The sequence below is a fragment of the Spirosoma sp. KCTC 42546 genome, from assembly GCF_006965485.1.
GTDB lineage: Bacteria > Bacteroidota > Bacteroidia > Cytophagales > Spirosomataceae > Spirosoma.
Window position 1 is genome coordinate 690,687 of record NZ_CP041360.1, and the last position, 24,251, is coordinate 714,937.

General features: G+C 46.1%; 24 protein-coding genes. 2 read left to right on the forward strand and 22 right to left on the reverse strand.

The genetic code is table 11. The features are described 5' to 3' along the window. Nucleotides 1–184 precede the first annotated feature (184 nt). The 19 genes from bla to ilvD all read right to left on the reverse strand — a co-directional run bounded on the left by bla (nucleotide 185) and on the right by ilvD (nucleotide 18,058). Nucleotides 185–922, reverse strand: coding sequence for a BlaB/IND/MUS family subclass B1 metallo-beta-lactamase (bla, locus tag EXU85_RS03030; RefSeq protein ID WP_142770653.1), 738 nt, complete (start codon nucleotides 920–922; stop codon nucleotides 185–187). 89 nt (nucleotides 923–1,011) lie between these two features. Further along, a complete protein-coding gene (locus EXU85_RS03035; protein WP_142770654.1) occupies nucleotides 1,012–1,737 on the reverse strand; it encodes a YoaK family protein in 726 nt (241 codons plus the stop codon). A 195-nt stretch (nucleotides 1,738–1,932) separates the two neighbouring features. Continuing rightward, on the reverse strand, nucleotides 1,933–2,364 hold the full coding sequence (locus tag EXU85_RS03040) for a DUF1801 domain-containing protein (RefSeq protein ID WP_142770655.1): 432 nt from the start codon (nucleotides 2,362–2,364) through the stop codon (nucleotides 1,933–1,935). A gap of 83 nt (nucleotides 2,365–2,447) precedes the next feature. After that, entirely contained in the window at nucleotides 2,448–2,786 is a 339-nt protein-coding gene (locus EXU85_RS03045) for a hypothetical protein (protein WP_142770656.1), read from the reverse strand. A 120-nt stretch (nucleotides 2,787–2,906) separates the two neighbouring features. Further along, the gene (locus tag EXU85_RS03050; protein WP_142770657.1) at nucleotides 2,907–3,554 is read right to left on the reverse strand and encodes a hypothetical protein; all 648 of its coding nucleotides are present in this window, start codon (nucleotides 3,552–3,554) and stop codon (nucleotides 2,907–2,909) included. Between the two features lie 188 nt (nucleotides 3,555–3,742). After that, nucleotides 3,743–6,103 (reverse strand): PQQ-binding-like beta-propeller repeat protein, encoded by a 2,361-nt coding sequence (locus EXU85_RS03055; protein ID WP_142770658.1) that lies wholly within the window; start codon nucleotides 6,101–6,103, stop codon nucleotides 3,743–3,745. 228 nt (nucleotides 6,104–6,331) lie between these two features. Continuing rightward, nucleotides 6,332–8,350 (reverse strand): M1 family metallopeptidase, encoded by a 2,019-nt coding sequence (locus EXU85_RS03060; protein WP_142770659.1) that lies wholly within the window; start codon nucleotides 8,348–8,350, stop codon nucleotides 6,332–6,334. A gap of 46 nt (nucleotides 8,351–8,396) precedes the next feature. Continuing rightward, complete coding sequence (locus EXU85_RS03065; protein WP_246859412.1) at nucleotides 8,397–8,774, reverse strand: VOC family protein; 378 nt, start codon at nucleotides 8,772–8,774, stop codon at nucleotides 8,397–8,399. A 61-nt stretch (nucleotides 8,775–8,835) separates the two neighbouring features. After that, on the reverse strand, nucleotides 8,836–9,696 hold the full coding sequence (locus EXU85_RS03070; protein ID WP_142770661.1) for an AraC family transcriptional regulator: 861 nt from the start codon (nucleotides 9,694–9,696) through the stop codon (nucleotides 8,836–8,838). 1 nt (nucleotide 9,697) lies between these two features. Then, nucleotides 9,698–10,024: a DUF5615 family PIN-like protein gene (locus EXU85_RS03075; RefSeq protein WP_142770662.1), complete on the reverse strand. Its 327-nt coding sequence runs from the start codon at nucleotides 10,022–10,024 to the stop codon at nucleotides 9,698–9,700. Further along, the gene (locus EXU85_RS03080) at nucleotides 10,008–10,244 is read right to left on the reverse strand and encodes a DUF433 domain-containing protein (RefSeq protein ID WP_142770663.1); all 237 of its coding nucleotides are present in this window, start codon (nucleotides 10,242–10,244) and stop codon (nucleotides 10,008–10,010) included. The genes EXU85_RS03075 and EXU85_RS03080 overlap by 17 nt, the downstream gene beginning before the upstream one ends. Nucleotides 10,245–10,274: 30 nt before the next feature. After that, nucleotides 10,275–11,540: a threonine ammonia-lyase gene (gene ilvA / locus EXU85_RS03085; RefSeq protein ID WP_210422432.1), complete on the reverse strand. Its 1,266-nt coding sequence runs from the start codon at nucleotides 11,538–11,540 to the stop codon at nucleotides 10,275–10,277. 118 nt (nucleotides 11,541–11,658) lie between these two features. Continuing rightward, the gene (ilvC, locus tag EXU85_RS03090) at nucleotides 11,659–12,702 is read right to left on the reverse strand and encodes a ketol-acid reductoisomerase (RefSeq protein WP_142770665.1); all 1,044 of its coding nucleotides are present in this window, start codon (nucleotides 12,700–12,702) and stop codon (nucleotides 11,659–11,661) included. A gap of 168 nt (nucleotides 12,703–12,870) precedes the next feature. After that, nucleotides 12,871–13,170, reverse strand: coding sequence for a GIY-YIG nuclease family protein (locus tag EXU85_RS03095; RefSeq protein ID WP_371731984.1), 300 nt, complete (start codon nucleotides 13,168–13,170; stop codon nucleotides 12,871–12,873). Between the two features lie 115 nt (nucleotides 13,171–13,285). Continuing rightward, a complete protein-coding gene (gene ilvN, locus EXU85_RS03100) occupies nucleotides 13,286–13,819 on the reverse strand; it encodes an acetolactate synthase small subunit (RefSeq protein ID WP_142770667.1) in 534 nt (177 codons plus the stop codon). Between the two features lie 93 nt (nucleotides 13,820–13,912). Next, complete coding sequence (ilvB, locus tag EXU85_RS03105) at nucleotides 13,913–15,658, reverse strand: biosynthetic-type acetolactate synthase large subunit (protein WP_142770668.1); 1,746 nt, start codon at nucleotides 15,656–15,658, stop codon at nucleotides 13,913–13,915. A gap of 42 nt (nucleotides 15,659–15,700) precedes the next feature. Beyond that, entirely contained in the window at nucleotides 15,701–16,051 is a 351-nt protein-coding gene (locus EXU85_RS03110; RefSeq protein WP_142770669.1) for a DUF86 domain-containing protein, read from the reverse strand. Next, on the reverse strand, nucleotides 16,048–16,335 hold the full coding sequence (locus tag EXU85_RS03115) for a nucleotidyltransferase family protein (RefSeq protein ID WP_142770670.1): 288 nt from the start codon (nucleotides 16,333–16,335) through the stop codon (nucleotides 16,048–16,050). Before EXU85_RS03115 ends, EXU85_RS03110 begins: the two co-directional genes overlap by 4 nt. A gap of 22 nt (nucleotides 16,336–16,357) precedes the next feature. Then, entirely contained in the window at nucleotides 16,358–18,058 is a 1,701-nt protein-coding gene (ilvD, locus tag EXU85_RS03120) for a dihydroxy-acid dehydratase (RefSeq protein ID WP_142770671.1), read from the reverse strand. Nucleotides 18,059–18,183: 125 nt separating this feature from the next. On the opposite strand from ilvD, the gene murQ reads away from it, so the two are divergent. Continuing rightward, nucleotides 18,184–18,993 (forward strand): N-acetylmuramic acid 6-phosphate etherase, encoded by an 810-nt coding sequence (gene murQ / locus EXU85_RS03125; RefSeq protein ID WP_142770672.1) that lies wholly within the window; start codon nucleotides 18,184–18,186, stop codon nucleotides 18,991–18,993. 175 nt (nucleotides 18,994–19,168) lie between these two features. Continuing rightward, nucleotides 19,169–19,738 (forward strand): hypothetical protein, encoded by a 570-nt coding sequence (locus EXU85_RS03130; RefSeq protein WP_142770673.1) that lies wholly within the window; start codon nucleotides 19,169–19,171, stop codon nucleotides 19,736–19,738. Here EXU85_RS03130 and EXU85_RS03135 read toward each other — a convergent pair. The 3 genes from EXU85_RS03135 to EXU85_RS03145 form a co-directional block, all read right to left on the reverse strand. Further along, nucleotides 19,735–20,973: an AGE family epimerase/isomerase gene (locus EXU85_RS03135; protein ID WP_142770674.1), complete on the reverse strand. Its 1,239-nt coding sequence runs from the start codon at nucleotides 20,971–20,973 to the stop codon at nucleotides 19,735–19,737. The two genes, EXU85_RS03130 and EXU85_RS03135, sit on opposite strands and share 4 nt — an antisense overlap. 90 nt (nucleotides 20,974–21,063) lie before the next feature. After that, nucleotides 21,064–23,553, reverse strand: coding sequence for an endopeptidase La (lon, locus tag EXU85_RS03140; protein ID WP_142770675.1), 2,490 nt, complete (start codon nucleotides 23,551–23,553; stop codon nucleotides 21,064–21,066). A 179-nt stretch (nucleotides 23,554–23,732) separates the two neighbouring features. After that, entirely contained in the window at nucleotides 23,733–24,218 is a 486-nt protein-coding gene (locus EXU85_RS03145; RefSeq protein WP_246859413.1) for a DUF6702 family protein, read from the reverse strand. Nucleotides 24,219–24,251: the final 33 nt, after the last annotated feature.

Genomic DNA, 24,251 nt, shown 5'->3' on the forward strand with positions numbered 1-24,251 from the left:
GACTTGTTTGGGTGTAAAACCGTATTTGGGGATAAAAAGACAAGGTTACCATGTTCTCTGCAGGGGGGAAAGACGGCAACTTAATTCGCGTAGTTAGCGTAAGAGAGGTTTGTCAAACTAACGGTTTGTGGCTTGGCTCAACTACTTTATAAAAGCATGTCAGCCATCAGATGCTAAACCGATGTTAGCGGTATTTTTTCTTTTTTAGCGCTTCTGCCATCATTAACGAATGTGTCAATGAATTTATGTTTTTCCAGTCGCTATGTGCTACAATAATAAACTTTGGGTTTGGGCATTTCTTCTGAACTCTCTTAAGCGTAGAGGCATATTCTGTTACATTTCCGTCGCCTAAATAACCCAGATCTTCATCATCGGCCCCTTTTATTAAACAGCCACCGTAAAGAATTTTTTCTTTTTTAAACCAGATTATGATATTGTCTTCAGTATGCCCTTGTCCGGGATAATACGTTTCAAAGGAGTATTGCCCGACGTTAAAGACGGTATCCTTTTTCATTAAAAATTCAGCCCTTTTTTTATTATTCTTTTTACTTAATTCATCCGTAAGGACAGTCGTATAGGTTTTAATCCCCTGTTGCCTATAATACTCAAGACCGGCCGTTTTATCGCTATGCCAGTGCGTTGCAAAACACATTAACACAGGTTTATTATGTTTTACTTTTATGCTATCGAGCAAGGGTTGAAATTGTGTTGTATCCCAGGGTGTATCAAACATAACAACGCCTTCAGACGTAACAAGATACATTCCATTGGCTGGTACCTGACTTTCCTGGTATGTATTATATGTTGTATAAATATAAAAATCGCCTGTTAATTGTGAGATTTTAAGTTTCGCAATCTCTGCCTGCCCGAAAATAGTTGTTACAGAAAAAAGACAAAATAAGGTTACTATAATTGATCGCATACTGTTTAAGTGAATTAATTGGTTTTTGCTTGTGAACATATTGCTAATGAGCAGGGACTTGTGAATGTTGATGTGTGTGCTAGTGTTTGTCAGCTACTTTTTAGTTTTCGCCTTAACAGGATAAGTCTGAATTTTATGTTATCGTAAATCAGCCCTAACACTAATGTAGCTGCTGCAAAAATTAACGCATGAAGTCCAGTTTTTGCATATAAAACGCCACCAATAATGCCACCAATAAAAAAGAAGCTTATTATGGTTAAACGCAACTTTATGGATGCTATGAGCGTGTATTTCTGCTCTTTGGCTTTGTAGAAAAATAATTGCGATAATTCAATGCCTAAGTCTGTGAAGAGTCCTGTTAAATGAGTTGTTCGAACTCGGGCACTTGAAATTGAGGTCACCAACGAGTTTTGCAAGCCCATGGCAAAAAGCAGGCTACAGGTAATTATATCGGGATTATTGCTCATTAAATCATGCCCCCAAAGGCCGATAATAAACAATATTAACGATTCTATTAAGGCAGGAAAAACGTAAATATAGTGGTCGTCGTGTCGTGAAATAATTTCGATGAGTAGATTGGAGCAAAATGAGCCCAGAAAAAAGAAAAATATATAAAGAAAATAAATAAATCCCTGCCAAAAATTGAGCTTAAATACTTCGTCCATAAAGAAAGCAAAGTGGCCCGTTACGTTAGTTGTCAGCCGTTGCACCGCAAAAAAACCTGCTACATTGACTAACCCTGCAACAAACGATAATAACGAAGCAATTTTTAGGTTATGGCTTAACGTTCGGGTCTTACCCTGATGTCTAAACATTTTATATTTTTTCGTTGTTCAACGCTCCTAAGCGGTCACTTTAAAACGGCACACAGCGAATAGAGCTTTGTGCAGGTTGTGGTATAGAATTCCATCTGCCTGGAACCACTACTGTTTTAAATTATAAATACTAAAGCGGATGGATTGTGTCAGCCGAAACCGAAGCGAATAGCGAACAAAAAAATGATTATGAAGCTACTCTCGGAGCGAATTCTCGACTCCATATCGTATTGCCGCTTCAAGTATATTAATGTTTATATCGTTTAGCGATTTGAACTTAATGCAATACCCGCTCACACTCGCCTTGCCGAGGTTTTTTCCATACGTTTGCGCTAAGTAAGTTTTATCGCTGATACCAAGGATGTAGATGGAGATTCCTGTTGTGTTTGCGCTTAAACCAATCTGGTAAAAATCTTTAGTTGTTCCATCTGCATACTTTATGGTGCGAAGTCCATATCCTATATTAGGATTAGAAACCGTTTTGTTTTCACTGTTTTTGCCGTCCAGAAACCACAGTTTACATGCTGGCACAATTTGTAGAATAAGTTGGTGCAACGCTTGCATGTCGGTTCGTTTTGCTTCAGGTTGACTAGCAATATATTCGTTGATTTGTCCTTCTACGTTCATGTGAAATTATAGGTCACCAAGCCCTTTTTAGTGGTTCGTTGTTTATTTATTTGCACGTCATCCCGCGTGACGCAAAACTCGTGTTAGTGCCTGCCTTTCTTTATCATTTTTGGTTTGTCTAAATATTTTTTCATTATCCAACCTGTCTGTGGTAAGTTGTCAATTGGGCTAAAGTAACTTACATAAATCCACTTATGATTAACTTGTAAAATAGTTACTTCAAAGTCAACTGGAAGTTTTTCAATTACAAATGACTTCAATCGTGACTTTGACATTACTTTGCAAACTCTGCTAGTAATTCGAAACTCTTTGCCTTCTTTTAATTTCTTTTCGTAAATGCCAAATTGTTCTTTGATTAATGTTTCAACTTCTTGCTTTGTAGCATATTCTGTTTTAGGTAACCAATTTCTTGCTTCTCCCATGACTGCAAGAATAAAACTTAATAATGCTAATAGTTTCCAAAACAGAGCATTAGCATCTGCATCGATTTTGTCAACTTTGATTTCAATTCTTTGAAAAAACTCTTTCAGTTCATTAAATCCTTATTTCGTTACTCCGTCCTTGTCAAATATTCTTTCATTTAGAGAAACGACTTCTTCAGTAATTTCTTCAAAGTCGTCTATTAAATCCCATTTTCTTTGAGCTGCTGCAATTGAAGCTAATTGTCCTGAAATACCGCTAATCGCAAACTGCCAATTATTAATTTGAGAAAATACGGATTTATTTTTAGTAAATGTTTCTGTTATATTTCTAAGATTCCCAAAAAGTAGGCTGTGTTGTCTATTGATAGATGTTATGGCGTCAAGCGTTGTCTGTGGAATAGCAAATCGAATTGATTTTGTTAGTGCGTCAATTGCTGAAAAAGAAGGGTTTGATCCTATTTGTTGTTGGATACTTTTGGTAAGGTCAGCCATCATACCTATGCTTCCCCAATTTTTTGTAAACCGTTCTTGCTGTTGCATGCTTTTAGCAAGTTCAGTTAACATACTTATTCCACTAAGGTTTCTTATAGACGTTTCTTGTTGTTGAAAGTTTTTAGCCAGTTGAGTAATCGTGTTAAGTCCACCGAAACCGCTTGTCATTCTTTCTTGAGCTTTTAGCATTTCAGAAATTTGTGAACTTAGCCCTAAAGATTTATGAACATTTTGGACCCACTGGGTAGATTTTATTATGTCGTCAAGTCCTGCCATTTTTACTTACAATTTTGCTGTTTACTTTGTAAACTAAGGTTGCTAATAACTCCTAAGTATAAGAAGTATTTATGATTATTTTTATACTTATTTGTATTTTTTTATGTTTTCACGTATGCGATTGTCGTTCCCTAGATGTCAAAACGTTTTTTTGCACGCTCTAGATACCCACTGGCCTGACTACCCTATCAAAGCGATAACGCAACCAATTCTCCGGGATGCCCGATAGCGCCAACGGCCACAACGATATATTGCTTGCCGTTAATGGAATACGTCATGGGTAACCCGGCCTGATTGGCGGGTAACGTGATCTCCGAGATGATTTGACCGGTTTGTTTGTCGTACGACCGAAACTTGTTTCCGCCACCACCATCAGAGCCATACAGACCCGCTCCTTCTCCGGCAAATAGCAGGGTTTTCGTTATCAGCATTCCCACGCGATCCGGCAAACCAGTTCGGGGAATTTTGAGGCCTTTTAACGCTGGAACATCCTTTACCCAGTTGGGCGTGTCGGCATTGGGCACCATCCATTTGTGGTCGCCGGTGTTCATATCAATGGCCGTGATTCGTCCGTAGGGTGGTTTTACCAACGGCAACCCATAGGGGCCGATGCGGGCATTGCCCATGTATGCGATGTAATCCATATCCGACAGATTGGGGGCCGACTCCAAACTCATGGGCCGGATAACCGTGCTTGACGACACATAGAGCATCCCGGTTTCTGGGTCCAGAACACCGCCCTGCCAATTCGCACCGCCCACGGCATCGGGGAGCATTAAGGTGCCTAAATTATTGGGCGGATCGTAGGTACTAATTGGCGTATAAAGCGGCCCTTTTTTATAGCGACTGACAATTTTTAAGGCTGCTTTTTTGATTTCAGGCGTAAAATCCACCAGGATGTCATCCGAATAGCCCTGTCGGTCGAAGGCGGCTGGTTTTGTTGGGAAGGGCTGCGTAAGCGATGTCCACTCGCCTTTCACATCACTTTGGGGTACGGGGCGCTCGTCAATTGGCCAGACGGGTTTCCCGGTAACCCGGTCGAACACGAAGGCAAAGGCCTGCTTCGTAACCTGCACAACCGCTTTTATGGCCTTGCCATCTACCGTAATGTTTGCCAGAATAGGGGGCGCTGGTAGATCATAGTCCCAGATGTCGTGGTGAATCAACTGGTAATGCCAGACGCGCTTGCCCGTTTTCGCATCTAAACAAACCAGGCTCTGCGAAAACAGATTGTTCCCTGGTCGGTGCCCGCCGTAGAAATCGCCCGTAGCGGCCTCTAACGGCAGGTAAACATAGCCTAACTCGGGATCGGCCGTTAGCGGTGCCCAGGCTCCGGCGTTTCCAGTATACGTCCAGCTTTCCTTTTCCCAGGTTTCATTCCCGGCTTCTCCCTGTTGCGGTATGGTGTGAAAAATCCATAACCGCTTTCCTGTTTTCACATCGTAGCCCATGATGTCGCCCCGAACCTGCTTTTTAGAAACAGGGGCCAGACCGACGGGGAAAGATGCCCCCATAATGATGACATCATTGACAATAATGGGGGGCGATGTAGAGCCAATCGTTGCGGTAAGTGGATCAACAGGCTGATCCAGGCCTTTCTTTAAATCTACAATCCCGTTATCGCCGAAATCGGGCACTACATGGCCCGTTTTGGCGTCCAGCGCAACTAATTGAAAACTTGGCGTAATGTAAATGACCCGATCGTTTCCTTTGTCGGGCGAGGTCCAGTAGGCGACTCCCCGCCCGGAATTCTGGCGTGGTACGTACGTTTTTCGCTCTTTTTCGTCGAACCGAAACGTCCAGAGCGTTTCCCCAGTTTCGGCATCTATGGCGGCTACCGTTCTGCTTAGCCCGGCTGTGGTATACAATACACCATTCACCATCAAGGGCGTCGATTTAAAATAAAATTCCGGGCTCGATCCAAAATTGTCGGTTTTCCATCGCCAGGCAATTTTTAGATTTTTGGCATTTTCTTTATTGATCTGATCTAAGGGAGAGTAATTCGTACTGGCGTAATCGCCCCGGTGCTGTCGCCAGTCTGCTTCAATGGTGGTTGGTTTCGCGTTGTACGCAGCTGGCTTAAACTGCATACTGACCCGCGACGAAGGAGGAGGAGTGCCAATCGGTATTGTCTTTAGTCGCGCTGTTGTTGATGATAACGCCACATCGCCCTCTGGAAATCCATTGGCATTCAGGATAAACGCTACCAGCGACGAGTACGAAGCATCATCCAGCGAATGAGGGTTGCTTTTGGGCATGGTCGATTTTGTCAACTCAACTAATTGCCCCACCGATTTACCGGCCCATTTGGCTAGGAAACGATCCCCAATCAGCACGTTGCCGCCTTCCGTTCCGCGTAAATCCCGCCCATGACAGGCAGCGCAATGCGTTGTAAATAAAGCTGCCCCAAGTTCTACCTGTTTTTTCGTAAAAACGCCCGAGTTAGCGGTTACTCCTGCTCGTTTAGTTGACGGCTGTTGCGCGTTTACGTGCGAGCCAAAAAGTAGATTGAGGACTGCCAGGCAAACAAACAGGGACAGGATTTTCATGTAGCCAAGGTTACAGGGGATGTCAGTCCAGTTAAAAGCAGGTTTGATAATGTAAATACCGCCGGGGATAGTTTTTATACAGGAGCGGTTAACTTTCTTATTCTATTGAATATGAGGTTATTTTCTGTCATTCCGACGCCAGGAGGAATCTCAAGTTCCATAATAGGCAAGCTTGAGATTCCTCCTGACGTCGGAATGACAGAAAACAAGAGCTTATCTGCTGTATGATTACTCCCGCGGCCAAACGTTGTCGGCTGGATTGACATCTGGGAAACGACCGTGCGGATCAAACGTTATCTTTTTGATCTTGCGATCGCCAAAATTCATGACGGCATTAAACGTGCGGTTGCCGTCGAACCAAACGGACGCAGGCCATGTAACTTCGGCCGTCGTGGCATCAATTAGTTTGGCGTTAGCCACTGGTTTAAGGGCCGGGCCTGCTGCGTCAAACTCAACCTTCAGCACAACTGGGGATGGCATTTGCCCTGCCTGATGAACCGTTACCGTTGTTTTGCCATTTGCGGTTTTCACTTCCTGGATCGATCCGTCAGCCGTCTCCGTTGTCCATAGCCAGTAGTACCAGAACCAGTCAAGATTCTGTCCCAATTCATTGTTCATAAAGAACATATAATCCCAGGGTGACGGATGTTTGTACGCCCATGCTGCCGTATATTTTTTCATGGCATTAATAACCGCCTGATCACCTACAATGCCGCCCAGCATGGAGAGCATCAGGGGCGCTTTGCCATAGGTTTGAAATCGATAGCCACTCCCGGCATCATTGGCGTTCCACATCATAGGCGCTTCGTTTTCGTCACCGCTCATCTGGCCATAGCTTTGCCCCAAACCGTCCAGATTATACGGCTTTCCGTCGCGGTCAGCAGCCGAGAGAATATTCATGTACTGGTTGAAACCTTCGTCCATCCAGCCGTAACGCGTTTCATTCGTGCCTAACATCATAGGCCACCATTGGTGCCCGGTTTCATGATCGGCAGCGCCCTGGTTTGAGTTAATGACCATCGGATATTCCATACCCGCGCTGGGACCATCCTGAAGCGTCAATTGAGGGAATGGATAAGGTGCCCAAAGTGCTGAATAAAACTCAAGTGCATGGCGTGAAATCTTACCGGCTTGGTCAAAAAGCTTGGCCCGTTCGGGCAGATAAACCATATGAATTGGAATGGCGCCTTTGCCGGGAATGGTGGCGCGTGTGGCCTTCCAGACAAAGTTTTCGGCGGTGGCCCAGGCAAAATCATTTACCCTGTCGGCAACAAAGTGCCAGGTCAGTTTGTCGCCCGGTGCTGTTGCTTTACCAGGGCCTTTTTCCGTCTCGCTTACAATGATTACGTCATCATTTGAGTTGAGAACCGTAGTAAGTCGCTGTCTGGCGGTTTCCGTCAATACCTCGTTTGGATTCTGAAGTACGCCTGTACCGCTTACGATCCACCCACCGGGTACGGTTATGGATACATCGAATTTGCCGAAGTTATTATAGAACTCCGAAGGTCCGAGATAAGGGCTGGTCTCCCACCCACGCAGATCATCATATTTCCCAATACGCGGAAACCATTGCGTAGGTTGAAAAAGCTTACTGTCAAACCGTTGCGTCATGCGATGGCCTCGTCCATTTGGCCCACCGGGAAGTTTGGTGTGCCACTCGATTTCCAGTTCAGCCGTTGCTCCCGCTTTCACCGGATCGACCAGATTGATGGTGGCTATCGTTTGAGTAAGTCCGGAGATGGTCATTTTTGTAGACGCATTAGGACCACCGCCATTCCCACGACGCGTCATCACTGGAGCCGCTGCGGTGAGGTCTACTGCCTGGCCCGCTACTTTCAAGCTCGTTACGATCATGCCATCGGTTGCTTCGGCTGGTACGGATGCACCGCGCTGGGCTTCCGGGCGAAAGAGGTTATGATCAAGGCGCAGAACGATCGTTTTCAGATCGTCTTTGCTGTTATTATGCATGCTGATCTTTTCCGAGCCGGTAATTGTCTGCGTTGCCGGATCGAGGCTTGCCTTAATGGTATAGTCGGCTTCTAATTGCCAGTAATTGGGGCCTGGCTTACCGGAAAAATCACGCGTACCCGCCTTGAACGCGTTGCGGATCGAGTTAGTCATCGGGACATCGAGCCGTATCGAACGTTTGGGCGTGTCAACCGTTTTCCGGATCGGAAGATTGGTTTGTTGGGCTGATGCAACCGTACTGGCGATCAGTAGTGTAAGAACGGTAATTCGCGTGATCATGAGTGAGGAAGTGTTAAATCGTTATTGGCTAGACAGGCAACAGCACTTAGTCTTTCTTGTCTCCTTTGAAAATCCAGGAAACGCCATATTTATCGGTGAATTGTCCATAGCTCCCAAATGGCACATTATGAAGCTTAATGAACGTTCTGTTATCCTGGTCTGCTCCGTCTGCAAGTTTGTCGAACACGGTTTTCAGTTCATCATATGCTTCGCCGACGACATAGATGCTAAACGTGTTCCCCGGTTTTGGTTCGAGTGTAGGAGAAGCCATCCAGTCGGTAGCCGAAAAATCGATGGCACCACTTTTCAGTTGGGCATTGATAATTCTGTCATGCTTTTCTGGTGGAAACTGGACTTTCATGGGTGTATCGCCGAGTTTGATTAGTGTTAAGTCTCCGCCAAGACACGTTTGGTAAAAGGTCATGGCCTCAGCACAATTTCCGTCGAATAAAAGAAAGGGGGTACAGTGTAGCATCGTTGTCTAATTAATTACCTCGTTTGGGTGTAAAACCGTATTGTTGTTTGTAGGCTTTAATAAAATGAGATACGCTCTCATAGCCGATTTCCATACTTACTTCCGATACGTTTTTATCGGTATTTCGGAGCAGGAAATGGGCATGATCGAGCCGTTTTCCACGAATCCAATGGCCCGGTGCCGTATGAAAATGGGCCTCAAAATCGCGTTTGAACGCCGATAAGCTTCGCCCTGATAGTCTGGCCAACTCACTCATTGATAAGGGTTTGAGTAAATAGGTACTCATCAGATAATCGAGGTCTGTTTTTTGACCCTGATAAATGTGCCATAGAATAGCCCGTAGTTGACCCAGCGTATCGAGTTCGAGCAAATGCAGCAGTAATTCCTGAAACTTAAGGCGTAGTAGTTCGTTCAGAAAGGGCGTTTTGGCCCCAAAATACGGCAGGAGCGAATTGATAAATGTCGTGAAGGTAGGCGATGACGAAAACGATAAAATAAGATCAGTAGGAAGTGAAGTTGATGCCGACTGAAATAGGGATAAATGCTGATTGACAAACTCTTTCAGCATTTTCTCATTGACGAAAAATACCAGGCTGCGGTAGCTGTTGTCAATTGACTCGTTCATGGAGTAACAGCCCCGCTGGAAGAATAGAATATCGCCTGTACGTACGTGCAACTCCTGTGTGGGTGAACTGAATTTCTTTTCCCCTTTTAGTACGACAATAACCGCGTGTTCTTCGAAGAATACCTCATTACGTTCAGGATATACGTCGCTTCGATAGGCCACAAACTTCATTTCTGAAGCATCGGGGCGCTGAATATTCAGTGATTCAAACTGATTGGCCTGGATGGAGGAGGGAACGCGGAGCATACTATGACAAGCTAACTACAGTTGCCCCAGTCGGGAGAGATCTACTGAGCGTTTCGCGCATCTGAGGAAGCAATGGTTCTAAAAACGGCATCGAGTTCCCCCAGGCATTAAGTACCAGAACGGCTATGGGATACTTAGCAAAATTCTGTTGATGACGTAAGTTTTTATCAAATGTAATAAGGACATTGAAGTTATCGGCCATCATCAGCATTAACAGTTCACCATTCTTTTTTCCCTGCCAGCCCATATCGCGAACTGTGTATATTTCGTGTTCAGGGAAATGCTGTTTTAAACCTTTAGGTAGATTTTCATCAAGCAGTAATTTCATAAATCAGTGGTAATAATTTATCTGAACTGAGTGCTTTGCCAGCTAGATCGAGTACGGAAATTGCCTGTTCTCGTGAAACAGAGGGGAACTCAGTCAAAAAAATATCCAACGAAATGCCACTCTCAAGATGCCAGAACAAAGACTCAACAGGTACTCGTGTTCCAGTGAAAACGGGCGTGCCAAACTGGATGTCCGGGTCAATTGTGATTGGGTTTTTCATAGTGAGAAAGCCTGTCTGGTTTACACGAAGCTACACCAAAAACTGAAATAAATCAGGTTGGTCATTCAGGTACTCAAACACGATGTTTTGGGCATGCATTCGCTGGATGAGCGGTTCGAAATCGTCGCGACTCTTTAGTTCGATACCTACTACGGCAGGGCCGGTTTCCCGGTTCGTTTTCTTGGCGTATTCGAACCGGCTGATATCGTCATTGGGGCCAAGCACATTTAAAAAATCGCGGAAGGCACCGGCACGCTGCGGAAACCTGATAATGAAATAGTGTTTCAGGCCTTCATACAATAACGAACGCTCTTTGATTTCTTCTGTGCGAGTAATATCATTATTGCCTCCACTGACTAAACAAACAACGTTCTTGCCTTTTATTTCATCCTTCAGCATGTCGAGCGCGGCAATGGTTAAGGCACCGGCGGGTTCGGCTACGATGGCGTCTTCGTCGTATAGCTTTAGGATTGTTGTGCAGACTTTGCCTTCGGGGACTAACAGAACGCGGTCGAGGTTTTTACGACAGATTTCGAACGTCGTATCACCCGGACGTTTTACCGCGGCTCCATCAACAAACTTGTCGATCTTATCGAGGGCTACAACGTGGCCTTCGTCGATAGAGACTTTCATGGATGGCGAGCCAAGTGGTTCTACCCCGATTAGTTTGGTTTTAGGGCTCAGTTGCTTGAACACGGTTGAGACGCCCGACGCTAATCCACCCCCACCGATGGCCATCAACAGGTAGTCGATTTTGCCCGTGGCATCCCGGAGGATTTCCAGCCCAACGGTTCCCTGACCTTCCATCACCAGCACATCGTCGAAAGGGTGCACAAACGTGCTGTCGTGGGTATTGACATAGTCCATAGCCGCGTTGTAGGCGTCATCGTACGTATCGCCAATGAGACGCACCTCAACGAACTCCTTGCCAAACATGCGCACCTGTTTCACCTTCTGGTTTGGTGTGGTGGTTGGCATGAAAATGATACCGGTCACCGCCATCTTGCGGCACGCATACGCCAATCCCTGCGCGTGATTACCGGCGCTGGCACACACAACTCCTTTGGCCAATGCTTCGGCAGACAGGCTGGCCATTTTATTATAAGCTCCCCGAATTTTATAGGACCGAACGACCTGCAAATCTTCACGCTTCAGGAAAATGTTGGCACCGTACCGGTCCGACAGGTTGATGTTTTCCTGCAACGGCGTATGCGCGGCAATACCCTGAAGTCGCTCAGCAGCCAGATAAATATTATCCAGGTCGGGGAGGGTTAATTTTGCGTCTTTGTCAACCACGTCGAGAATGAAAAATGTACAATGAATAATGTAAAATGTAAAATGAGTAAGAAACCAACACCCATTATAACAAATTTACGTTATCCATTGTACATTATTCGTTGTACATTAATTAGGATTAGCTCCGCTCTGGGCGCAGTGACCGAACCGCTTTACCGGCCTGCCACATTTCTGAGTCACGCAGTTCGGCCAGTTCTACTTCCAGTTTTTCGCGGTAGTCGGGCTGCGAGTTGCGAGTGATGCTGATTTCAGCTTGTTCCTGCGATTTTACCGAGTTGTATAATTTTTCGAATACAGGCTTAGTGGCATCGTGGAAAGGTTTCCACCAATCCAGCGCACCGCGCTGAGCGGTGGTCGAACAGTTGGCGTACATCCAATCCATACCGTTTTCGGCAACCAGTGGCATCAGCGATTGGGTTAACTCTTCAACCGTTTCGTTGAATGCTTCAGACGGGCTGTGGCCATTGGCGCGCAGCACTTCGTATTGAGCAGCAAAAATACCCTGAATGGCACCCATCAGTGTACCCCGTTCGCCGGTTAAGTCAGACGTTACTTCTTTGTAGAAATCGGTTTCGAACAGGTAGCCCGAACCAACACCGATACCCATAGCGATGGCTTTGGTACGTGCATTGCCTGAAGCATCCTGGTAAATAGCAAACGAGGAGTTCAGCCCTTTGCCTTCTACGAACAAACGGCGCAGCGATGTACCTGAACCTTTAGGAGCTACCAGGAATACATCGACATCAGCAGGGGGAACAATGCCTGTTTTCTCTTTATACGTTACGCCAAAGCCGTGCGAGAAATAGAGCGATTTGCCTGGTTTAAGAGCGGCTTTCACCGTTGGCCAGAGTTCAATCTGAGCAGCATCGGAGAGCAGGAAGCAAATAATGGTACCTTTTTCCAGCGCTTCTTCGATTTCGAACAAGGTTTCGCCGGGAACCCAGCCATCAGCAACCGCTTTGTCGTAGGTTTTACCTTTACGTTGTCCGACAATAACGTTGAAACCATTGTCGCGCATGTTCAGCGACTGACCTGGGCCCTGAACACCGTATCCAATCACGGCGATCACTTCATTCGCCAGTACTTCACGTGCTTTTTCTAGCGGAAACTCTTCCCGCGTTACCACTTGCTCTTCAACTCCTCCGAAATTAATCGTTGCCATGTTTAATTGGTTTTTGTACTCGTATTTAGGGTTACTAATTGGTTACGCAAATTTGTTTGTTTTTGTCATTCCGACGATAGGAGGAATCTTAAAGTATCCTTCTTGTGAATTAAATTAGCTTTAAGATTTCTCCTATCATCGGACCGGGTGGCCGCAGCTATGACAACACTATCCTTGAATTTCAGTATTCAGCGTTTTCCACTCAGGATTCATGGACTCAATTAAAGCTACTTTCTTTTCCCTGCGCCAACCTTTAATTTCTTTCTCGCGATCAATAGCATTACGAACATATTTATGGAACTCCCAGTAAACCAGATTATAGCAGTAGTACTGCCCTGCAAATTTCTCTGATTGGCCTCGCGATTCATAATGTTCTTGTAAACGTCTGACTAAATCATTTGTCATACCAGTATATAAAACTGTTTTATCTGGATTTGTAATGATATAGACGTAAAAAGCATAACCCATCAGCGCGAAAGATTGGTTTTTGTTTTTGTCATTCCGACGAAGGAGGAATCTTAATGTATCATTATTCTTAGGTTAGGCCATCTTTAAGATTCCTCTTTCGTCGGAATGACAAAAACTACAGGTAAGATTCCCACTCTGCTTCAGGCAGATACTCGACCAGACCCTTCTCGGTCTTGCCGACAGCCACGCGCCCGGAGCGAACAAACTCCAGAATCTCGTATTGTTTCAGGTAAGCGAAAAAATCAAAGATCTCGGTGTCATTCCCCGTCTTTTCAATCACCACGTAGTCCAAGCCCCAGTAAACAACCCAGGCCTTGTACTGCTTGTTGATAGTTTCGACATCCAGTGACTTCGTGCCGAGAGATGTCGAAATCTTGAATAATGCAATTTCATTATAGACAATCTCGTCGTTGAGATAGCCAAATACCGCCAGCACTTCTACGATTTTACGAATCTGCCGAACAAGCTTTTCGACCTCTTCCCGCGATTCGTGTTTAATCACAATCGTAAAACGAGAGATACCTTTCCGTTCTGTTTCTGATACGGTCAAGCTCTCGATATTAATGCGTCGTCGCGTGAAAATGATCGTGATGCGGTTCAGCAGCCCGATGGTGTTTTCCGTGAATATGCAAATGGTGTAAGTTGTCATGTTTCGTGGTCATTAATGGTCATTCTGTGTCATTTTATAATCATTTACAGCCAGTGACTATAAAATGACACAGAATGACACATAGGTAAATGACTACTTCAGTCTGATTTGCGCTACGCTGGCACCGGCTGGCACCATCGGAAATACGTTCTCTTCTTTCTCAACGATTACCTCGAGCAGGAATGGCCCTTCGTGGTTTAGCATCGTGTCGAGCGCATCGGATAAGTTATCCCGTTCACTACACGTTTGTCCATCCATACCGAAACCTCTGGCAATGGTGATAAAATCGGGATTTTGTAATTCCACAAACGAATACCGACGCTCATGGAATAGCTGTTGCCACTGACGAACCATACCCAAAAAGTTGTTATTCAGGATGATTGCCTTAACTGGCTGTTTGTTCTGAACGATAGTACCGAGTTCCTGTAAGGTCATCTGGAAACAACCGTCGCCAATTATGGCTACTACCTGACGGTCGGGAGCGCCAACCTGCGCACCAAAGGCGGCAGGTAAGGCAAAGCCCATTGTTCCCATACCGCCCGATGTGACTAAACTGTTCGGGCGACGGAATTGATAATAGCGCGATGCCATCATCTGGTGCTGCCCTACATCGGTTACCAGGATGGATTCACCCTTAGTTTTGGTCGAGAGCATGTCAATAACCTCGGCCATTCTAATTTTACCGTTGGTGCTGGTTAATTCAGGAACCGTAATGGTTTCATTCTCAACGGCATCGTATTTTCGGAACTCGTTGCGCCAAACGGTATGGTCGTTCGGTTTTACGAGTGGAAGTAGTGCGTTTAATGCTTCTTTCGCATCACCAACTACAGGTGCATCGGCCCGGATGATCTTATCAATTTCCGATGGATCAATCTCGATATGAACAACTTTGGCTTGCTTGATGTACTTACTGGCATCGCCCGTAACCCGGTCATCGAAGCGCATACCAATGGCAATAATTACGTCGGCATGATCCGTCATCACGTTGGGGCCATAGTTGCCGTGCATGCCCAGCCAGCCTACGTAGAGTGGGTGGTTGGTTGGAATGGTAGACTGGCCCAGTAAGGTTGTTGCGACAGGAATACCCGTTTTTTCGGCAAAGGTTTTGAGCTCGTTTTCGGCTTTGGCAATCTGAACGCCGTGACCAACCAGTATATACGGACGCTTGGCGGAATTGATCAACTTGGCAGCCGCTTCGACTTGCTCCTGTTTTGGAATCCGACGCGGCCGATAGCTCACCAGACTTTGGCAGCGTTCGTACACGTAGGGCTTCGTCATCAATTCCAGTTGTGCACTCTTGGTCATGTCGATTAAGACGGGACCTGGACGACCTGATTGGGCGATGTAGAAGGCTTTGGCCAGTATTTCTGGCACTTCGTTTGCATCCGTGATCTGGTAATTCCACTTGGTAATTGGCATCGTAACGCCCATTACATCGGCTTCCTGAAACGCATCCGTACCCAATAGTTTTTTGGCAACCTGCCCTACGATGCAAACAAGTGGCGTGGAGTCAATCAGTGCATCGGCAATAGAAGTTACCAGATTGGTTGCTCCTGGGCCCGATGTAACCAGACACACGCCAGCCCGGCCCGTTACGCGCGCATACCCCTGTGCTGCATGACCAGCACCCTGCTCATGACGCACCAGAATATGATTCAGTTGCTCCTGATAGTCATAAAGGGCATCGTAAACGGGCATAATGGCTCCACCAGGGTAGCCAAAAATGGTATCTACGCCTTCGGCTAGCAGGCCTTTCATCAGGGCGTGTGAGCCGTTGATGTAAGCAGGGGCTGCTTGAGTTTCTATAGTTTCCGGGATAACGCTGGCGATTGCTTCCATGACGTGTGGTCGGTTTATGGTCGTATTCAGTTTGTTGTATTTCTAAGATCTCTCTTTTTCAAGAGTTTCAAGAATTGTTTCAATAGAAATCAAAAGTGGCGTTGCATTTTCGGTGATTACTAACCAAACAATCATTAGGTCGACATCAATGTATTGATGAATGAGTCGATCTCTCATTCCTGCTATATCTTTCCAGGGTATGTCAGTGAAGCGTTCACGTACTGACATTGATAATCGTTTGGTAGCTTCTCCCGCAATTTCCAGCTGTCTGACACAAGCATCCTGAGTTTTTGAATCACTCAGAAATTCGGCCAATGTCATTTCTTCTGCATATTCCAGTAGTTTTCTAAAACTGTTTGCGATGTGATCCAAATAAGTCAGATCATTTTTCATGCTGAAATCAGTTTTAGGTCGGCTAAGACGCTCTTTCTCATACGCTCGTTTTTAAGTCCTCCTTCGGATACTAAATCAACTTTCAAGCTAAGTATCTCTGAGAGCTCTCGCTCCATTCGAACGAATGTTAATAGCGAAACAGGCTTGATAAATTTTATTAAAATATCCAAGTCACTACCAGGTCCATTTTCTCCTCGCGCCCATGATCCAAAAATTCCAACCCACTCAAGCTGATACGGCTTTAGGTAATTGAGAATCTGTTGATTTTGGGTTGGTGTTGTCATACTCTCAACTTATTGCTTATCTCTACGCTTCATCCGTCACACAGCCTTCGCTGGCTGATTTCACATTCCGAATGTATTTGCCCAATACACCTTTTGTGAAAGGAGGAGCAGGTTGTTTCCATTCGCTTTTACGCTGCGCCATCTCTTCATCTGAAATATGTAGCGTCAGTTCGCGGGTTGTTGCGTCAATGGTAATGCGGTCGCCGTTGTGCACCAGGGCAATCGGGCCACCGTCGAAGGCTTCGGGGGTAACGTGTCCGACTACAAAGCCGTGAGTACCACCGGAGAAACGACCATCGGTGATTAACGCTACTTTGTCGCCCAGCCCTGCGCCCATGATAGCTGAGGTTGGTTTCAGCATTTCGCTCATACCGGGGCCACCTTTAGGACCAGCATTGCGAATGACAATCACTTGCCCTGGCAGAATTTCACCTTTCTGAAGCGCGTCAATTACTTCGCCTTCATGTTCACACACTTTGGCAGTACCATCAAATTTCAGGCCTTCTTTTCCTGTAATTTTAGCGACACCGCCCGTTGGTGAAAGATTCCCGCGCATAATCTGAATGTGGCCGGTTGCTTTAATCGGCTGACTCAGCGGGAACACGATCTTCTGCGTTTCGAAATTTAGATCAGACGCTTCTTCCAGATTCTCAGCGACGGTTTTACCCGTTACGGTCATACAATCGCCATGAATAAATCCATTCTGATACAAGTATTTCGTTACGGCTGGAACGCCCCCAATAGCGAGCATATCCTCCATGTAATATTTGCCACTGGGCTTCAAATCGGCGAGTAGGGGAGTGCGGTCGCTTATTGCCTGGATTTCGTCGAGGGTAAGCTCGATGCCAGCGGCTCGCGCAATGGCCAGATAGTGCAATACGGCATTGGTTGATCCACCGAGCACCATCACAATAGTCAGTGCATTTTCTAGCGATTTACGGGTAATGATGTCGGCTGGCGTGATGTTGCGTTCGAGCAATATCCGCATAGCGGCTCCAATTTTCTTGCACTCTTCCTGCTTGCCTTCGTGCGTTGCTGGATAAGTGCTGCTAAAAGGTAGGCTCAATCCCATCGCTTCGATGCTGCTGGCCATGGTGTTGGCTGTATACATGCCGCCACACGCCCCGGCACCAGGAATGGCGTTTTTAATTACGCCTTCGTAATCTTCGTCGGAGATGTTATTGGCGTATTTTTTGCCAAGCGCTTCAAAGGCCGAAACGATATCTAATTTCTGTCCTTTATAATGGCCTGAACGAATCGTACCGCCATACACCATAATACCAGGCCGATCTAAACGAGCCATGGCCATTACAGCACCGGGCATATTTTTGTCGCAGCCAACAACCGTTACAACGCCATCGTACCATTGGGCCGTCACAACCGATTCAATGGAATCTGCAATCAGGTCACGGCTGGGTAGCGAATAGCGCATACCATCGTTGCCGTTCGTCATGCCATCGGATACACCGATGGTATTGAAAATCAAGCCTACCAGTCCATTTGCCTGAATTCCCTGTTTCACGTAGACAGAGAGCCCGTTCAGGTGCATGTTGCAGGTGTTTCCTTCATAGCCCGTGCTGGCAATGCCAATTTGGGGCTTCTGCATGTCGTCCTCACTCAGGCCCACTCCATAAAGCATTGCTTTGGCGGCTGGGTTACTAATTTCCTGGGTTAGGGTACGACTAAAACGATTTAGTTCGGCAGTTGGCTGTTCGGCAATCATAATTAACAATTAGCGAAATTTCGCTGATGGTGTAATAACGCTGTAAATAAACTTCATGTTTTTATGAAAGGCAAGAAAAATCGGATTATTTGTTAGTTAAAATAGGTACTTATTACTTTTGAGGTATGACAACAGAAACAGCCTCGCACTACGACCATCTAGAGCAAATGTCGGTTCACGACTTGCTGACTAATATTAATAAGGAAGACAAAACCGTACCACTTGCTGTTGAGAAGGCCATTCCGCAGATTGAAGCGCTGGTGACGGAAATTGTCAAACGCATGAAACAGGGTGGTCGACTCATTTATATTGGAGCCGGAACCAGCGGTCGGCTTGGCGTTGTCGATGCCTCCGAATGCCCGCCAACCTATGGTGTACCCCATGATTTAGTCATTGGTCTGATGGCGGGTGGCGATGGCGCGATTCGCAAAGCGGTCGAGTTTGCCGAGGATGATGCCGAACAGGCCTGGAAAGATATTGCGCCTTATCAGCCAGATGAACACGATACCGTTATTGGTATTGCGGCTTCGGGTCGAACGCCTTATGTTATTGGTGGGTTGCAGGAAGCCCGCAAAGCTGGCCTGCTAACGGGGTGTATTGTTTGTAACGAAGGGTCGGCAGTGGCACAAGCTGCTGAATATCCCGTGGAAGTAGTTACAGGGCCGGAATTTGTAACGGGCAGCACCCGTATGAAAGCCGGGACTGCGCAGAAACTGGCGCTGAATATGATTTCGACTTCCGTTATGATTCAGTTGGGCCGGGTGAGGGGTAATAAAATGGTCGATATGCAACTGACGAATATTAAGTTACAGGATCGGGCCGCCAAGATGGTGATGAGCGAGATAGGTGTTGGCCGGGAAGAAGCTGAAGCGCTATTGGCGAAATTTGGAAATGTTCGTGGAGCGATTGACGGATTTGCGCAGATGAAAAAGTAAGTTCCTGGTGGAGTAACTTGCCAAGTTTGGGCTGAATATTGACTCTAGTATAGAATTCAAGTTAAGTAGATTAAGACGTTTTTTTGTCATTTCGACCGTAGGGAGAAATCTCAACGTCTCATATTAGTCAAGTTTGAGATTTCTCCTGACGTCGAAATGACAGAAAAAAAAAATAATGAACAAAGCGGTATTACTCATCGGTCGTAACCCAAACGTATTGGCCAACCTGGCGTCAGCTTTAACCGAGGAAGGCTTTTTGGTAAAGACAACTAGTCAGGTTGAACAGGCTAGCCAAAACTTCAATGCAACTGACTTTGATGTAATAGCCTTTGGGCGAGGAATTGATGCCGCAACGAATACAACGCTTAGAGCCAGTTTTCTACATCAGAATCCGGCGATTCTGTTTGTGGATGGTCTGGCCCCAGTCATTCCACTTTTAGTAAAGCAGATCAAGCTGGAATTAGCCAACAAGTCTGTTGCCCGACAGGTAATTACAAATTTTAGTTGTGAGCAGACTGATGATACCTTACGCATTAATGTATCTACGGCAGTCGATTGCCAGCTAACGATTGACCTGTATCAGCTCGATGCTGTTCACCACACGCAGCAAAAAACAATCGTTTCGGAATTTGTGACTGAAGGGAGTCATATATTCTTACTTGACGACCTGCCCAATATGAAAACAACTATCAATTTCTTAGTGGCCGAGGTGCCTGATCTTGATTTAGCCGTCGTACCGATTTAATGGAGAACACGGGTGCCTGTTTGTCGGGGTTGAATTGGCTCACATTTCGTTAATAGCTGCGCTGTTTCGGCCAAGCAACGGATAAGCGAAAAACACCCAACGGCAGAAAGCGACTTGGCCGATACCAAGGGTTGGCCATGCTGATCGACGGCTATATGCCAACCGCTGTGTTTCGCATCAGGAAAATTATGGAAGCTGTAATCATGAATCCGTTTGAACCACTTTAAGCAATCAGGCTGGCGTGTATACACATAACATTTTACAAGAGTAGCCATTGCCTCAACCTGTACCCAAGCCCATTTCTGTCGTCCGTCCGGGAACAGAAGTGGTTGCTGTTTAACGTCGATATATTGATTTAATCCCCCCCCTGCAAGTTCATCCCACGCTTGTTCGCAAAGGCGTAAACACCAGCCTACAAGCTGCGTTGCCAGTTTTCGGTTCGTAATTGTACTGGAACCTGTTCTAGGCAAACCACTTTCCGCAGAAAAATCAAGAAGATAACTAGCAGTTTGGAAGGTCAGCCCAACATTGACCCGGCGACCTTCTGGGGTGTTAACGAATGCGCCTTCAGGTAAAATAAACTCACGAAGTACATCCGTCCGGCGATCGACAAACTCGTTCAGTAATTCCTGGACAACCCCATCTAAAGCTTGTTTCCAGGTTTCTTCGCTCAAAAGTGGCTGCATCTCCAATACTGTTTTAAGTACGGCGATGGGTTCGCTTAAGTGTCGGATTTGTCGGAAGCCGCCAATAGTTTCGGCTTGTTCAGCCCTAATTTCGTCGCGATGCTGAAGCAGGCCTGTAAAGGTTTGTTTAGCTAGCATGGCCCACTCATCATTGCCGGTGGCACGGTGGAGCTGAGCATAGGCCATAACCACCGAACAGTCAGGAATGGCATCTGTTGAAGCGGCTACGGCTCGACCTCGCCGGTCGAGTTGGGCGTAGCAGGAAAGGGTATCTGTATGGGCAAACTGACTTAAGAATGTAGCTCCATGTTGGGCGTGTTCCAGCCAGGTCGGCTGCCCATCAAGGGTATTATAAAGCCAGGCGAACGCCCATGTTTGCTGAGCCTGCTGCGTAATGCATTTATCTCCTTCAATTACCTCTCCCGTGGTTGATAGTAAATCGAAATACCCTCCACATTGCTCATCCCGGCCATGTTTGAGCCAGAACGGCACAACCTGCCGAAGCAGTGCCTGTTGATAGGTAGCAGAGAGTTTAAGAAAATCAAGCAAAGGGATTTACGAATTACGATGTACGGATTACGATGTACGAATTACTTTCGCGTCGTGCCAAATCGTAATTCGTACATCGTGATCCGTAAATCAATACACTTTCTCTACTTCGCGGTGTTCTCGTTCTTCGGGCAATATGAATTTCATGGGTTTGCCAACCTGACCAGGTAGCAAGGCAATGTTCAACACCTGATCTACTGTATCGGCATAGTGGAAAGTCAGGTCTTTGATATAGGACTGGTTGATTTCCTCAATGTCTTTCCGGTTTTTCGAGCAGAGAATAATTTCTTTAATACCTGCCCGATTAGCTGCCAGAATCTTTTCTTTGATGCCGCCTACGGGAAGTACCTTGCCCCGAAGCGTCACCTCGCCCGTCATAGCCAGGTACGGCTTCACTTTGCGTTGGGTGTAAATCGACGTCATGGAGGTCAGCATCGTGATTCCTGCTGATGGCCCGTCTTTGGGTACGGCTCCGGCAGGAATATGGATGTGCAGATCGTAATGATTAAAGACTCGATAGTCGATACCCAGTTCATCGGCATGGGCTTTCAGGTAGGAGAGAGCCGTAACGGCTGATTCCTTCATAACATCTCCCAATTGACCAGACAGGGTCAGAACCCCTTTTCCCCGGCTCAGGCTTGATTCGATAAGCAGGATTTCGCCCCCAACCTGTGTCCAGGCTAAGCCCGTTACTATGCCAGCGATATCGTCATCGGCGTAGAGTTCCTTATCAAAAATCTCGGCACCGAGCATTTTAGAAATATCGGTCGCTTTAACCGTATGGTTATAGTCCTCCTCCATCGCAATGGATTTGGCTATTTTTCTGATGAGTGCGCCAATTTTCTGCTCCAGATTCCGTACACCTGACTCCCGAGTATAGCCTTCAATGATGCGAAGAATAGCTTTATCTTCAATCACTAAATCTTTAGGCTTCAGTCCGTGATCTTTCCGCTGTTTTGGAACTAGGTACTTTTTGGCAATCTGCACTTTTTCTTCAACCGTATAGCCTGCAATATCGATGATCTCCATCCGGTCGCGCAGGGCGGGGTGAATGGTATCAAGTGAGTTAGCCGTTGCAATGAACAATACCCGCGAGAGATCGAACTCGGTTTCGAGGTAATTGTCCATGAAGGTTGAGTTCTGCTCTGGATCCAGTACTTCGAGCAAAGCTGAAGATGGATCGCCCCGGAAATCAGAACTTACCTTATCGATCTCATCCAGAATAAAAACTGGATTGGCTGTCCCACATTTACGGATATTCTGGATAATCTTACCCGGCATAGCCCCGATGTACGTTTTACGGTGACCCCGAATTTCGGCTTCATCGTGAACGCCACCTAGTGCCATGCGGCTATATTTTCGGCCCAGGGCCTTTGCCACCGACTTACCCAATGAGGTTTTACCCACACCCGGAGGGCCGTAAAGGCACAGGATTGGGGCCTTCATATCGTTTTTAAGTTTCAGAACGGCTAAGTACTCAATGATCCGTTCTTTCACTTTTTCCAGGCCAAAGTGGTCACCATCCAGAATTTTCTGGGCGCGCTTCAGGTCGAAATTATCTTTGGTGAACTCGTTCCAGGGTAGATCAACCATCAGCTCGACGTAATTCATCGTCACCGGATATTCCGGCGCCATCGGGTTGATACGCTGCAACTTGTTAAGCTCTTTATCGAAATGACTCCGAACTTCGGTAGGCCATTTCTTTTTATCAGCTTTCATGCGCAGTTCATCAATCTCACGGTCGGGGTTGTCCATACCAAGCTCATCCTGCAGGACTTTCATCTGCTGACGCAGGTAGTAGTCGCGTTGCTGCTGGTCGAGATCTGACGAGGCTTTTGACTGAATTTCGCGTTTCAGTTCCAGCAATTGCACTTCACGAAGCATGTATTCGAGCAGTAAGCTTGCCTGCTGGCTTCCATCGGTCAATTCCAGAAGGCGCTGTTTATCAGCTACATCAGCATTGATGTTCGATGACAGGAAATGTAGCAAAAAGGTCGAACTTTCTATATTATCTAAAGCAATCCGGGCTTCCTGTGGAATTTCGGGGTTAAGACGGAGGATCTTATAAGCTGCATCTTTCAGCGATTGCAGCATTGCTTTTCCTTCTTTTTTATTAACGCTCGGGAAGGCGTCGTCAATCTGACGAACCTGCGCCGTTATAAACGGTTCTTCCTGAGTGATTTGCTGAATTTCAAAGCGCTTCTTTCCCTGAATAATAATGGTGATATTGCCATCAGGCAGGGTAATCATTTTAATAATATAGGCCACCGTTCCGAACCGGTACAGGTCATCGGCGGTGGGTTCGTCTTTCTGTTGATTAAGCTGTGCCGTTACACCAATAATTCGGTTGCCTTTATAGGCTTTTTTTACCAGCCGAATCGACTTTGCCCGCCCTACCGTGACGGGAATTACCATACCTGGAAACAACACTGTATTGCGAACCGGAAGAATGGGAAGGTTTGCCGGTAACTCATAGTCTTCATCTAACCCTTCAGGTGATCCGAGAGGCACAATTTCTAAATTATCCGAATCAAAATCGGCCAACAGTAAACGGGTCGCAAATTCTTTTTGTGAATTCATACATACACTGCCAGTCTGGCAGCATTCAATATTGGGTTGGTTCCTAAACTGTAAGGAAAGGCAAGGGAAATGAGGTAGTTGCAAGCGTCGTGCCAATCGTATACTTATGACGAATTGACGGACTAATTGTTACTATTACAAAACTAACTATTTAGGAAGGTTAATGTCACAGAAATTTATTAATCGAACGAAATGTCCTGAACAGGCTGATTTTTACGGAAAACGAACGTTTTTTTCTGTCCCTGATACTGCACATTAACCATGTTTACCTGGTCGTCAAATAGCTCCATCAGCACGTTTTGCTTCAATAATCCACCTTTAAAAGGCTCTGTATAAGGCATTTCCAGGTAGAGCCAGTTTGCATCCGCTTCTACTTCGTGACCAACGTATTTGACCGGTTTCGTCTGCTTCTGTGGGGATACATACGAGAAATGGGCCTGTATGTATTTCTCGATTAGAGGATCGTGTTTAGCGGGTGGGCCATCTAAATTAATTTTACTGTTTGATGCGGCTGAAAGTGCTTTCTCAAAATCATCGGTGAAGATCCGAACACTAATTTCGAAGACTCGATCTTTCGCATTGTACTGCATCTGGGTCACACTGGCATGAAATTCGTGCGCCGACCGACTGGCTGTCGAAATGATTATTAAAACGCAAAGGCGCAAAGAATACGCAAAGAACGCTATGGTTCTCTTCGC